At 38.4% G+C, this 12,929-nt stretch carries 14 protein-coding genes and 1 other annotated feature; all 14 genes read right to left on the bottom strand.

From position 1 onward, the window contains the following. Positions 1-30: 30 nt before the first annotated feature. The 14 genes from uraA to sigE all read right to left on the bottom strand — a co-directional run bounded on the left by uraA (position 31) and on the right by sigE (position 12,909). Positions 31-1,335, bottom strand: coding sequence for a uracil permease (gene uraA / locus FHY47_RS01380; protein ID WP_139891287.1), 1,305 nt, complete (start codon positions 1,333-1,335; stop codon positions 31-33). Positions 1,336-1,449: 114 nt separating this feature from the next. Beyond that, positions 1,450-1,989 (bottom strand): bifunctional pyr operon transcriptional regulator/uracil phosphoribosyltransferase PyrR, encoded by a 540-nt coding sequence (gene pyrR / locus FHY47_RS01375; protein ID WP_066100653.1) that lies wholly within the window; start codon positions 1,987-1,989, stop codon positions 1,450-1,452. Between the two features lie 183 nt (positions 1,990-2,172). Beyond that, a complete protein-coding gene (locus FHY47_RS01370; protein WP_066100655.1) occupies positions 2,173-3,087 on the bottom strand; it encodes an RluA family pseudouridine synthase in 915 nt (304 codons plus the stop codon). Continuing rightward, the gene (lspA, locus tag FHY47_RS01365; RefSeq protein ID WP_066100658.1) at positions 3,080-3,553 is read right to left on the bottom strand and encodes a signal peptidase II; all 474 of its coding nucleotides are present in this window, start codon (positions 3,551-3,553) and stop codon (positions 3,080-3,082) included. The genes FHY47_RS01370 and lspA overlap by 8 nt, the downstream gene beginning before the upstream one ends. Before the next feature lie 278 nt (positions 3,554-3,831). Beyond that, positions 3,832-6,606: an isoleucine--tRNA ligase gene (gene ileS, locus FHY47_RS01360; protein ID WP_139891288.1), complete on the bottom strand. Its 2,775-nt coding sequence runs from the start codon at positions 6,604-6,606 to the stop codon at positions 3,832-3,834. A gap of 69 nt (positions 6,607-6,675) precedes the next feature. Further along, positions 6,676-6,910, bottom strand: a binding site (T-box leader). 59 nt (positions 6,911-6,969) lie between these two features. After that, positions 6,970-7,482 (bottom strand): DivIVA domain-containing protein, encoded by a 513-nt coding sequence (locus FHY47_RS01355; RefSeq protein ID WP_066100664.1) that lies wholly within the window; start codon positions 7,480-7,482, stop codon positions 6,970-6,972. Positions 7,483-7,568: 86 nt separating this feature from the next. Continuing rightward, positions 7,569-8,342 carry a YlmH family RNA-binding protein gene (locus FHY47_RS01350; RefSeq protein WP_148629546.1) on the bottom strand — a complete coding sequence of 258 codons (774 nt, stop codon included), beginning with the start codon at positions 8,340-8,342 and terminating at the stop codon, positions 7,569-7,571. A gap of 59 nt (positions 8,343-8,401) precedes the next feature. Further along, entirely contained in the window at positions 8,402-8,662 is a 261-nt protein-coding gene (locus tag FHY47_RS01345) for a YggT family protein (protein WP_066100670.1), read from the bottom strand. 7 nt (positions 8,663-8,669) lie between these two features. Continuing rightward, entirely contained in the window at positions 8,670-9,113 is a 444-nt protein-coding gene (locus FHY47_RS01340) for a cell division protein SepF (RefSeq protein ID WP_148629545.1), read from the bottom strand. A gap of 16 nt (positions 9,114-9,129) precedes the next feature. Next, positions 9,130-9,804, bottom strand: a complete 675-nt coding sequence (locus FHY47_RS01335) for a YggS family pyridoxal phosphate-dependent enzyme (protein WP_066100674.1) — start codon at positions 9,802-9,804, stop codon at positions 9,130-9,132. Between the two features lie 4 nt (positions 9,805-9,808). Further along, positions 9,809-10,657: a peptidoglycan editing factor PgeF gene (gene pgeF / locus FHY47_RS01330; RefSeq protein WP_139891293.1), complete on the bottom strand. Its 849-nt coding sequence runs from the start codon at positions 10,655-10,657 to the stop codon at positions 9,809-9,811. Positions 10,658-10,687: 30 nt separating this feature from the next. Then, complete coding sequence (locus tag FHY47_RS01325) at positions 10,688-10,939, bottom strand: YlmC/YmxH family sporulation protein (protein WP_066100677.1); 252 nt, start codon at positions 10,937-10,939, stop codon at positions 10,688-10,690. Between the two features lie 320 nt (positions 10,940-11,259). Further along, positions 11,260-12,036: an RNA polymerase sporulation sigma factor SigG gene (sigG, locus tag FHY47_RS01320; RefSeq protein WP_066100680.1), complete on the bottom strand. Its 777-nt coding sequence runs from the start codon at positions 12,034-12,036 to the stop codon at positions 11,260-11,262. A gap of 153 nt (positions 12,037-12,189) precedes the next feature. Beyond that, on the bottom strand, positions 12,190-12,909 hold the full coding sequence (gene sigE / locus FHY47_RS01315) for an RNA polymerase sporulation sigma factor SigE (RefSeq protein ID WP_066100683.1): 720 nt from the start codon (positions 12,907-12,909) through the stop codon (positions 12,190-12,192). Between the last annotated feature and the right edge of the window lie 20 nt (positions 12,910-12,929).

Raw genomic sequence — 12,929 nt, 5'->3', positions numbered from 1 at the left:
ACCCCTGTATTTTACTTGTTGGATCTACTTTCAACCCTGACTTTCACTGGTTTCCTTACCGGGAAGTACAAGATTTAAGATGACACCTACAATGGCGGCCAATGCCATTCCAGAAATGGAGGCATGATCGGTAATTTTGAGCATTGCACCACCAACACCAATGATTAAAATAACAGAGGATATGACTAAGTTTCTATTTTTAGATAAATCGATTTTGCTGTCGATCAACATCCGTAAACCGCTTGAAGCTATGATGCCGAACAGAAGAATGGACACCCCACCCATCACAGCTGATGGAATGGATTGAATAAGGGCTGAAATTTTTCCAATAAATCCGAACAAGATTGCGAATACCGCTGCTCCGCCTATTACATAAACACTGAATACTCTTGTAAGACCCATAACACCAATATTTTCTCCATAGGTTGTATTCGGAGGACCACCCAGGCAAGATGCAATCATAATGGAAACTCCATCGCCAAATAACGAACGATGTAGACCCGGTTTCTCAACAAAATTGCGTCCAGCAAGTTTACCAAGAACTAATTGATCGCCAATATGTTCTGATATTGGAACGATGGCAATTGGAATCATGATCAGAATAATTTCCCATGTTAAAGCCGGTGTATAATCTACGAATGGCACCGTGAAATTTGGAAGCTGGAACCAGGCTGCTTCTTTTACCGGAGTGAAATCTACAATTCCAAAGAAGCAGGCGGTAATATAACCACCAATAATACCGATTAATACTGGAATCAGTGAAAAAAAGTTTTTAAAGACAACACTGCATGTGATTGTGATGGCAAGTGTAATTAAGGCAACCGTAATATGTTTTGTGCTGTAAACAAGCACTTCTGCATTCGGATTTTCATACATGGCCATATTGACTGCTGTTGAGGCAAGACCAAGACCAATTACCATAATGATAGGACCTACGACTACAGGCGGTAAAAAGTTTAGGATGGTTTTAGTGCCTAGTTTTTTAACTAATAAAGCAACGAGTGCATAAACAAGTCCAATCAAAAAGCCGCCTACTAAAGCAGAACCAACACCGCTGCTTTCATTTAGTAAAGTAATCGGATAGATAAAGGCAAAGGATGAACCAAGATAAGCAGGTATTTGCCCTTTGGTGATCAGAATGTAAACCAGTGTACCTATACCGCTTGTCAATAGGGCAATTCCAGGATCCAGCCCTGTTAGAATCGGTACAAGAATGGTTGAACCAAACATCGCAAATAAATGCTGCAGGCTTAATATAAACCATTGCTTCGGAGTAGGTTTTTCATTGACATCGTACCTTATTTGAGGATTGTTTGCTATTTCTATAGAAGTCATAATTATTGCCTCCCTGATGAAATTAATAGGTTTCGAAGGGAGATGATTATTTGCATAAGCAAATATCGCATGCTCCCCTTTTCAGCCTCACAGGACTGAATTAAAAAGGTTTTTTTATTCAAAAATGGAGACTTGTTCACCATCATCCATTTCTTTTAATTTGACGACAATCTTTTCATTTTTTGCAGTAGGTATATTCTTGCCTACATAATCAGCTCGGATTGGAAGCTCTCTGTGCCCTCTGTCGATCAGGACAGCTAATTGGATTTGAGCCGGTCTGCCAATATCTATAAGAGCATCAAGAGCTGCTCTCGCCGTTCTGCCAGTATATAAAACATCATCAACCAGAATGACTTTCTTATCTTTTAAGCTAAATGATACATCTGATCCATTTACCTGTGGATCCCCACTTTTTGTCTTTGTGCTTAAATCATCCCGGTACAAGGTAATATCCAGTTCACCAACAGGAATTTCCGCTCCTTCAATTTCGTGAATTCTTTCTCCCAGACGTTTAGCAAGAAAAATACCACGGGTACGAATACCGATCAACACACAATCACTCACACCCTTATTTTTCTCGATAATTTCATGAGAAATCCTTGTTAACGCTCTTGAGATTGCCTTTTCATCAAGCAAGATTGCTTTCTCTAACATATCATCGTCCCTTTCCTAAAAAACGTAAAAAATCCTTTTGCCGTGTAGGCAAAAGGATATAATAAACCATAGAAAAAGACACACATCTTCCATTAGTTTTCACGTACCTTTTCAGCCTCACGGGACTGTATTTAAAGGACCCTATTCAGTTGTATCTATATTACTTTAGGATTGTTATCCTTGTCAACAGTCAATTCTTAAAGTTTCCAAATAATCGACAAAATATGCTGGTAATGGAGCTTCAAATTCCAAATATTCCTCTGTTCTAGGATGGACAAATCCCAGAACTGCTGCATGTAAAGCCTGTCCATTTAAATCAGGAGTTTTTCTTGGTCCATACTTAGGGTCACCAGCAAGAGGATAACCAATATATTTCATATGGACACGAATTTGATGAGTGCGTCCTGTTTCAAGCTGACATTCAATAAAAGTAAAGTCTTTAAATCTTTCCAGTACATGAAAATGTGTAACTGCATGCCTAGAATTATCGTCTGTTACTGTCATGCTTTGACGATCTCGTTTATCACGGCCTATCGGCGCATCTACCGTTCCTGCATCATGTGGAATGATACCGTGGACAAGTGCCTTATACTTCCGGGTAACTGTTTTTTCAGTTAATTGCTTTACAAGTCTCTCATGCGCATAATCATTTTTAGCGACCATGAGCAATCCTGAAGTATCCTTATCGATACGATGGACGATACCTGGACGCATCACACCATTGATCCCTGATAAATCCTTGCAATGGTACATTAAAGCATTTACAAGTGTACCTGATCCATGTCCTGCTGCCGGATGTACAACCATGCCTTTTGGTTTATTGACAACAATGACATCCGCATCCTCATAATAAATATCAAGAGGAATGTTCTCAGCTACAACATCAAGTTCCTCTGGCTCTGATGGTGTGATTTCAATAGAGTCACCAGGCTGACATTTATAATTTGCCTTTATCTGTTTGTCATTCACCAGAATATTCCCTTCTTTTATCCACTGCTGGACTTGAGAACGTGACCATTCTTCATTTAAAACGGAAAGGACTTTATCAAGCCTTTCACCTTTTTGTTCTTCTGTTACTATCAGTCTTTGACTATCCATTCTTTAGCTCCTTAGCTCTTTTTTCCTCCATAAACATAGCAATAACCAATAATCCAACTCCTATACAAAGAGCAGAATCTGCCACATTAAAGACAGGAAAACTGTATGAGAATATATACGTATGCACAAAATCAACCACTTCATTGCGGAAAATCCGATCAATAAAATTACCAATCGCTCCCCCAAGAATAAGTCCAAGGGATATCCCCGTCAACTTATCGGTACTGAATTTTCTTATGTAAAAGACAATTCCAATAATAACCACGGTTGTTACGATGTAAAAAAACCACATTTGTCCCTGAAGAATTCCCCATGCCGCCCCTCGGTTTCTGTGCGAGGTGATGTATAGAAAGTTTTCAATGATTGGTATACTCTCCCCTAAGGTCATATACTTAACGACCAACCATTTTGTAAATTGGTCAATCATGATAATGAGCAACGCAATCAAATAATACATATATAACATAAGCTTGCCCCCTGCCTGCTTAAAATGTACACACTGCTTAACAAATTGTAGCATATCTATCTAACAAATGTTTTAGAACTTTAACAAAAATACAGGCCCTTTCGAATAAATGAAAGGGCCTATAGAAGGAATAGCATCCCAGTATTTTGGACAGGTTGGTCTATCACCTCTACTGCCCACACATAAAACTTATCTAACACTTCAAATGAGAGTATGCCTCACTTTTCGCTGATTGCTTAAGCACTCAGGAAATCGGTTCTCTATCATTTTAAATAACCTTATCCGAGTTCTGGATATTCGTTATCTACCACTGTAGAGCAGCGTTCACATAAAGTTGGGTGTTTCTCAATTGTACCAACCTCTTCACTAATATTCCAGCAACGTTCACAAGTTTCTCCATTTGCTTTTGTGACTAAAATTGCCGCATGCTCTAACTTAATAGCTTCTTCCGGTGCATCGTAAATGTATCCGGCAACTTCCACTGAAGAAACGATAAATAATTGTTCAAGGCTTTCTTCAATGCTTTCAAGCAAATCTTTTGTTTCTTCACTTACATACAATGCTACTTTCGCATTTAATGATTTACCAATTACTTTTGCATTTCTTGCTTCTTCAAGCGCTTTAAGGACATCATCACGCAAATTCATGAACAGATCCCATTTAGCTTTAACAGCTGTACTATTTGGATAATTTTCAACCGACGGCATATCTGTTAATTGTACGCTCTCTGCATCAGCATCATCGATAAAAGTCCAAACTTCATCAGCTGTATGCGGCAGAATAGGAGCAATCAATTTAACTAGCTTCATAACGCATTCATGCAGTACAGTTTGAATTGCACGGCGGCCATCACTGTTTTCCGCATCGCAGTATAGAATATCCTTTGCATAATCCAGATAGAAGGAACTTAAATCCTGTGTACAGAAATTATTGATACCATTATAGATATCAGCAAATTCATAATTGTCATAGGATTGTTTTACCTGATCAACCAAATCATTTAACTTAATGAGCATATATTGATCCACTTCACGAAGATTCTCGTAAGAAACAGCATCATGCTCTGCGTTAAATCCGCTCAGGTTTCCAAGCAGGAATCTGAATGTGTTACGAATTTTACGATATACTTCGGATACTTGTTTCAGGATATTATCAGAAACACGTACATCAGCCTGGTAATCGACACTCGCAACCCAAAGACGCAGAATATCTGCACCCATTTGATTGATAACTTTTAATGGGTCAATTGTGTTTCCTAGGGATTTACTCATTTTACGGCCTTCTCCATCAAGTGTAAATCCGTGGCTCAATACTTCCTTGTAAGGAGCTTTACCAGTAACAGCAACTGACGTGATCAAAGAGGAGTTAAACCATCCACGATATTGGTCTGAACCCTCGAGGTAAAGGTCAGCTGGTCTTCTCAAATCTTCTCTTGCTTCAAGAACTGATTGATGGGAGGAACCAGAATCAAACCATACGTCCATAATATCTGTTTCTTTCGTAAATAAGCCATTCGGGCTGCCTTCATGTGTAAAGCCTTCTGGGAGAAGATCTTTTGCGTCTTTCTCAAACCAAACAGTGGAACCGTATTGTCGGAATAAATCAGATACATGCTTAATCGTTTCATCTGTAATGATTGCTTCACCATTTTCTGCATAAAACACCGGAATCGGTACGCCCCATGCACGCTGACGGGAAATACACCAGTCTCCACGATCACGAATCATGTTAAATAATCTCGTTTCACCCCATGCAGGTACCCATTTAGTTTCTTTGATCTGCTGCAATAGGTCTTCACGGATATCATCAACAGAAGCAAACCATTGATCGGTTGCACGGAAAATTGTTGGCTTTTTCGTTCTCCAATCATGCGGATAAGAGTGTGTAATGAAATCAAGTTTTAACAGAGCACCGACTTCCTCGAGTTTATCCGTGATTTCTTTGTTTGCTTTATCATAGAATAATCCTTCAAATCCAGGAGCATCAGAAGTCATATGGCCTTTTCCATCCACTGGGCAGAGTACTCCAAGATTATATTTCTGACCTACGATAAAGTCATCTTCACCATGTCCTGGCGCAGTATGAACACAGCCTGTACCTGCATCAGTGGTTACATGCTCTCCTAAAATAACAAGTGAGTCACGGTCATACAATGGATGTTTAGTGACTACATATTCCAGTTCAGCACCTTTAACAGTCTTCTCAACTTCAGCATTCTCCCATCCAAGTGTTTCTTTAACGGAAGGCAATAGTGTTTCAGCCACAATATATTTTGTACCATCAACATTCACAAGTACATAATCAAGGCGTGGGTGAACAGCAATTCCAAGGTTAGCTGGAATAGTCCAAGGTGTCGTTGTCCAAATAATGAACTTCGCTCCCTCTTCCACTACTCCTTTGCCGTCCTTCACATCAAATGCAACAAAGATAGATGCTGATTTCTTGTCGTGGTATTCGATTTCCGCTTCAGCTAGTGCAGATTCACTGGAAGGAGACCAATAAACCGGTTTTAATCCTTTATAGATATAGCCTTTTTTCGCCATATCACCGAAAACTTTGATTTGCTCAGCTTCATATTCAGGTTTCAGTGTGATGTAAGGATTTTCCCAGTCCCCTCTTACACCTAAACGTTTAAATTGAGTGCGCTGCTGATCAATTTGTGTATAAGCATATTCCTCACAAAGTTTACGGAAGTCAGCGATTGTCATTTCCTTACGATTTACTTTTTTGTTTTTAGTTAGCGCTGTTTCAATTGGTAAACCATGAGTATCCCAACCTGGTACATATGGCGCATTATAACCATTCATTGATTTAAAGCGAACAATAAAATCCTTTAAGATTTTATTCATCGCATGCCCGATATGAATGTTTCCATTCGCATAAGGAGGTCCGTCATGCAGCACAAATTTAGGAAGGTCCTTCGTGCGCTCCTGTACTAATTTGTAAATATTTTTTTCTTCCCAACCTGCTTGAACTTCCGGTTCTCTTTTTGGTAAATTCCCACGCATTGGAAATTCTGTTTTAGGCATCAATAATGTGTCTTTAAATTCCATTCCATTCACTCCTTAAACTTCGGTTAAACTATTTTCATAAATAAATACAAAAAAGCCTTTTCATCCCGGTAAAGGGACGAAAAGGCTATATTTCCGCGGTACCACCCTTTTAGAATATTGCCTGACAATATTCCTCTTGGTATTCGTAACGTGAATGACTCGCCGCTATTTACTGCCAGCCAAGCTGGGTTCAAAAGCAGACTCAGGGATGATCTTCCATCCAGATTCTTTTACCGGACTCCCACCTTCCCCGGCTCGCTACAAAAAGTATAATCTGATGTACTGTTCCCGTCTTCGTTTTATCATTTTTTGAATAGATTTGTTAAAATATTATATTCAATAACTTACGATAAAGTCAAGACCTTACATTTCTTCTTCATTCAGGTCGATATCAAATTCAGTGGCATCCACGTCATATTTAAGAAGTTTATCCCAATCTTCACTGTTTAATAAATCAAGCTGGGCTTCAACAAGCATTTTAAAACGCATTCTGAATACTTTAGATTGCTTTTTAAGGTCTTCAATTTCAATAGCAATTTTTCTTGCTTTAGATAATGCCTCATTGACAATTCGGTCAGCATTTTTTTCTGCTTCCTTCATAATCAATTTAGCCTCTTTTTGAGAATTTCGTTTGACATCTTCTCCGGCTTCCTGAGCAATGACGATTGATTTATTCAACGTTTCCTCAATGTTGGAGAAATGCTCAAGGCGTTGTTCCAACTCTTCCACTTTAGCTTCAAGATCTTTCTTATCTCGAAGGACCAACTCGTAATCTTTAATTATTTGGTCAAGAAACTCATTTACTTCATCTTCATCGTAACCGCGGAATCCTCTGCCGAATTCCTTGTTATGTATGTCTAGCGGTGATAATGGCATAGACTGCACCTCCGAATACTGATTCTTCTCTTAATTATTATACTATGCTTTCGACAGTAATGGTGATATTCCTTCTAAATTCCTGATTATTTTTGTATACCACACTTTATTTTCCATTTATCTTTCTTTGTTTTTCCTTCAATGGAAAATATCTTCATTCTCCCTATCCCACGAGTGGATAACACATCACTTTCTCTGATTTCATATGATGGATTATCGACTTGTTTCCAGTTTACCTTAACACGCCCCTGCTGTACGAGTGTTTGGCTCTTTTGCCTCGAAATATTGGCGATAGCCGACAATATCGTATCAATTCTCATGGAGGAAACTGTCACTTGGCATTCCTTCCATTGTTCCGTAACAGTCATGGCCTGATCAGCAGGTATTTCCTGAAACTTTACACCCGCATTGCCCATTTTAGATATATTCATCTCCAGATAGGATGCTACATCTTTTGCAACAACGAATTGTACTCGCTCGCCTTCAATCCATATATCACCAAATTTTTCTCTCTTTAAGCCAACAGACATTAACGTGCCAAGAATCTGCCTGTGTTTCAGTGTCGTAAATTTTGCAGAATAAAACAATTCATAAATGGTCAGTTCGTAATCCTCGATTTGCGGTTCATAATAGTCCGGATAGAGGAGCGCTCTTTGCCGCTCGGCCGCTTCGCTTCCTCCAAAAAAGGAAACAAGTACATCTCCATTTGTACCAATTAGCATCCTTACAATCTCTGATTCTCTGGGGTCAAGAAAATCTGTCAGTTTAGGGGCATATTGCTCCTGCACTTGATCAATCCATCCAAGCACCTGATCGATAAATTCTCTTTCTTCCTGACGAAAATGCTGATAAATATCCATTTACATCCTCCAGCTAAAATATAAAAGCTCCCTGTTTTGAAAGGGAGCTAACATTCTTCTTAAAAAATGCCTGCCAACGCGGAGATTCCTACTCGTGCCATATTTAACACAAGAATCGCTATAATTGGAGAAATATCAATCATGCCGAGCGAAGGTACAATTCTCCTGAATGGTTCCAAAAACGGCTCACATATGCGTGCTAAAAACATTCCAATTCCTGTATCCCTTGCATTTGGAAACCACGACATTAATATGTAAATAATTAAGGCCCAGGAATATATATCTACTGCTTTATAAAGTATATAAAAAACTATATCCATTATTTACTTACCACCTTATATCCTCCAGTTCATCTTCTTGAGCATATCCAGAGATGGAACCTGAAACATCAACATTATCAGGGGTACATAAGAATATATTTGACCCGATACGCTGAATATCCCCACCTATTGCATAGACTGTCCCACTTAAAAAGTCAACAATTCTTCTAGCCTGGTCTGGTGAAATCCTTTGTAAATTCACAACAACCCCACGGCGATTTTTTAAATGGTCGGCAATCTCCTGAGCATCTGCATACGCTCTTGGCTCCAGCAATACTAACTTAGAAGATTTCTGTATGCTTTGAAGACTCACTATATTTTGTTGTTTTTGCTGCTGATCATGTTTATTCACTTTTGCCGGAATTTTTTCTTCTTCAACATATTGTTCCTCATACTCATATTCTTCATCCTCGAGTGCAAAGAACGTTTTCATTTTTGATACGATAGACATCATTTACACCTCTCTTTTATTCATTCCCTACCAAGGCAGTTCCGATTCTAACCATGGTTGCACCCTCTTCAATGGCGATTTCATAGTCATTAGACATACCCATTGAGAGTTCTGTGCATGGGGCATTGGGCAACTTCATATTTTGTATCACTACTTGCAATTCTTTGAGTTTACGGAAACAAGTACGTATTTCTTCTTCATCATCTGTGAAAGGAGCCATCGTCATAAGTCCCATTACCCTAATTTTTTCAAATTCAGCAAGCTGTTGTACAAACTCAATTGCAACCTGAGGCTGTATTCCATGTTTAGTATCTTCTCCGCTTACATTTATCTGAACAAAACAGTCAATCGGGCGAGTGGCTCTCTTTTCTATTTCTTCAGCCAATGATAAGCGATCAAGAGAATGTAGAACGTCCACACGATTTATGATCGTTTTTACCTTTCTCGTTTGAAGCGAACCGATAAAATGCCAAACTGGTCGTTCTTTTATACCCTCTTGCTTGGCTATTAATCCTTCCGGGCGGTTTTCACCAAAGTTTTTAATTCCGGCTTTATAGGCTTCTAGAGCACGTTTTGTTGAAACATATTTTGTAACAGCAATTATTTGTATATCTTGTGGATTACGACCTGCACGTTTTGCAGCACTCTCGATTTTTTCATGAATGATTTGCAGGTTTTCCGTCACTTCCAATATCCTACTCCTCCTTCCAGCCGATTAACCCCAACATTCGACCAGTTTTCCCCTCATCACGTCGGTGAGAAAAAAAGTAAGAATCATCACAACTTGTACAAAAACCAGTTGTCATAATATTCTCTGGTAAAATACCGGCTTTCTGAAGAATTAAAGCATTCGCCAGCTTTAAATCAAGCTGATATTGATTCTCCGTAATTTGATTATAAGCGGTTTTTGTCTGTTCTTCTAGTATAACCTCTAAATAGTTAATTACTTTTTTGTCGACCGTATAACAGTTTTGGCAAATAGATGGCCCTATTGCAGCATATATCTCTTCAGGCTGAACACCTTCATCCTGTCTCCAGATATCAATCATAGATGAACCTATGCCAGCAACCGTCCCCTTCCAGCCTGCATGTACAATCCCAATCAAATGATGGTTAGGCGCCATAAAATATACGGGTACACAATCTGCAAAACAAAGCGTCAATAATATTCCGCTTTCTTTTGTATATAAACCATCCGTTGCTTTTAATGCTGTTTTATAATCTATAGCACCAAGCCCGGCATGACTTTTGTCAATTTTCAAAATAGACGCTTCATGCGTCTGCTCAGCTCCAACCCATCTTTCAACAGGAAAATGGAGCTGGTCAGCTAGAATACGCCTGTTTTCTATTACTTTTCCATCTAAATCAAAGACGTGAAAAGCTGTATTCATCGACTGAAACGGAAAATCGCTGATGCCTCCGTTCTTCGTAGTAAATCCCGCCAATAAATTCGGATGCCAATCCTTCCAACCTTTTATCGACATAAATGATTCGGAAAACTGAACAAATGGTTCCAAGCTAATACCCCTCGATTTTTCTTTCATTTTATCACAATCCCGCATAATTTTCTTCTTCTATTCATTAAAACTTCCGTATCCCTTGTATTCCACAAGAATCACATCTTCTCCAATCATTTTAATTTTATACCACGGAATGACAGTGTCTTCCTCTTTATTTAAAAACGAAAGCATTTTACTGTTTGCTACCGTTATACTTTCTATTTTCCCAGTACTTAGATTAATTTCAATATCTTCAACATTTCCCAATCGTTTTCCGTCGAATGTATTTACGATATCTTTGACTTGTAACTCAGAAATTTTAATCATACTCTATCTCCTCCACTCGGGATCTGTAGTTACAGGCATTATATGAATGGAAAGAACAATAAAGAACTTCTCTCTGGAACGCCCTCCTATCCATCAAATCTTGAACGTTATAAGAAAAGGATTTAGTTTCTTTCATATCTGGCTATCTACAAAACCATAAAAAACAGATGCTGGTGATGCAAGAATTTTGAGTTCCCCTCTTTTAAATAGGAATGAAGACTCTGCTATAATAAATTGGCCTAATATAAATAAAAACTATCCTGCAAATGAGGATAGCTTAAGGGCAATACATATTTAATTATAAGTTCATTAATCAGCAGCTAGATATTTTTATTCATTTGGCGAATAGCCGCTTTTTCCAAGCGGGATACCTGTGCCTGTGAAATTCCGATTTCCTCAGCAACTTCCATTTGCGTTTTCCCTTGGAAGAAACGTTTCTTAAGGATCATTTTCTCACGCTCATTTAACCTGCGCATGCCATCTTTTAATGCAATCTCATTAATCCATGTGCTATCTTTACTCTTCTCATCACTGAGCTGATCCATTACAAAAATTGGATCGCCTCCATCATTGTAGATAGGTTCAAATAATGACACTGGGTCCTGGATTGCATCTAGTGCGAATACTACCTCTTCATACGTAACATCAAGAGCTTTTGCAATTTCTTCAGATGTCGGTTCTCTCGATGTTTCACTCATCAGTCTCTCTCTGACCTGTAAAGCCTTGTATGCAATATCTCTCAACGATCTGGAAACCCTAATCGGGTTATTATCCCGTAAATAACGGCGAATTTCCCCAATAATCATTGGAACAGCATACGTAGAAAATTTTACATTCTGACTTAAGTCAAAGTTGTCAATCGATTTCATTAAACCAATGCATCCAACCTGGAAGAGGTCATCAACATACTCACCTCTGTTATTAAAGCGCTGAATGACACTTAGGACAAGTCTAAGATTACCGTTAACCAACTTCTCCCGTGCTGATGATGATTCTCCAGATTGCATCTGTTTAAACAACTCTCGCATTTCATCATTTTTTAAAACAGGTAATTTTGATGTATCCACACCACATATTTCTACTTTGTTTCGTGTCAATCCATTCCCTCCTAGCAGGAGCTGCTGTACAAAGTAAAGTATCTCCGCGGGAGGGAATTATATGCATATGAAAATTATTTCCGTATAGTGACTAAATGAAAAATCCCTGATTTCATAAAGCTTTTATACGACTAAATATTTTTTACACCTTCCTTAAACCATTTTATTAAATTCTTTTCTAAGCCTTTTTATAATTCGCTTCTCAAGACGGGAGATATAGGATTGCGATATCCCCAGTAAATCAGCAACATCCTTTTGTGTTTTTTCCTCCCCTCCAACCAAGCCAAATCTTAGTTCCATAATCTGCTTTTCCCGATCATTCAATTGTTCCAGTGCTTTAGCCAAAAGTTTTTTATCAATACTTGTCTCTAAGTTTTTTGTGATGATATCATCATCTGTGCCCAATACATCTGATAAAAGCAATTCATTCCCATCCCAATCAATATTCAGCGGTTCATCGAATGAGACTTCGGAACGTGTTTTACTATTCCGTCGTAAATACATTAAAATTTCGTTTTCTATACATCTTGATGCATATGTTGCCAGCTTTATTTTCTTTTCAGGATTAAAGGTATTTACTGCTTTAATAAGGCCGATTGTACCAATACTGATTAAATCTTCAATGTTAATACCTGTATTCTCAAATTTACGTGCTATGTATACAACTAAACGAAGATTTCGTTCAATTAGCATAGATCTTGCTGTTTCATCTCCAGCAGGCAGTTTATGAATTAATATTTCTTCCTCTTCCTTACTGAGTGGCGGTGGAAGAGCCTCACTGCCGCCAATATAATACACTTCATCTGACTTAAGCTTTAATTTAACTAAAACTTTTGTCCAATAATAGGATAGTCTAAAGCGGAAATTTCTCAATTGTTTAACCCCTTTCCTAA

Origin of the sequence: Bacillus sp. E214, assembly GCF_008087365.1 — a bacterium.
In the GTDB taxonomy this organism is placed as follows: domain Bacteria; phylum Bacillota; class Bacilli; order Bacillales; family Pradoshiaceae; genus Pradoshia.
The sequence above is the reverse complement of the archived record's forward strand: the minus strand, read 5'-3'. Positions and strand labels throughout refer to the sequence as shown.

Excerpts from the sequence above, each read along its gene's own strand:
- FHY47_RS01350 (WP_148629546.1), bottom strand. The coding sequence starts at position 8,342 with ATGGATATTTATCAGCATTTTCGTCAGGAAGAAAGAGAATTTATCGAT.
- pgeF (WP_139891293.1), bottom strand. The coding sequence starts at position 10,657 with ATGAAAGAAAAATCGAGGGGTATTAGCTTGGAACCATTTGTTCAGTTT.
- FHY47_RS01325 (WP_066100677.1), bottom strand. The coding sequence starts at position 10,939 with ATGATTAAAATTTCTGAGTTACAAGTCAAAGATATCGTAAATACATTC.
- uraA (WP_139891287.1), bottom strand. The coding sequence starts at position 1,335 with ATGACTTCTATAGAAATAGCAAACAATCCTCAAATAAGGTACGATGTC.
- FHY47_RS01370 (WP_066100655.1), bottom strand. The coding sequence starts at position 3,087 with ATGGATAGTCAAAGACTGATAGTAACAGAAGAACAAAAAGGTGAAAGG.
- lspA (WP_066100658.1), bottom strand. The coding sequence starts at position 3,553 with ATGTTATATATGTATTATTTGATTGCGTTGCTCATTATCATGATTGAC.
- FHY47_RS01340 (WP_148629545.1), bottom strand. The coding sequence starts at position 9,113 with ATGTCTATCGTATCAAAAATGAAAACGTTCTTTGCACTCGAGGATGAA.
- FHY47_RS01355 (WP_066100664.1), bottom strand. The coding sequence starts at position 7,482 with ATGCCATTATCACCGCTAGACATACATAACAAGGAATTCGGCAGAGGA.
- FHY47_RS01345 (WP_066100670.1), bottom strand. The coding sequence starts at position 8,662 with ATGGATATAGTTTTTTATATACTTTATAAAGCAGTAGATATATATTCC.
- ileS (WP_139891288.1), bottom strand. The coding sequence starts at position 6,606 with ATGGAATTTAAAGACACATTATTGATGCCTAAAACAGAATTTCCAATG.
- pyrR (WP_066100653.1), bottom strand. The coding sequence starts at position 1,989 with ATGTTAGAGAAAGCAATCTTGCTTGATGAAAAGGCAATCTCAAGAGCG.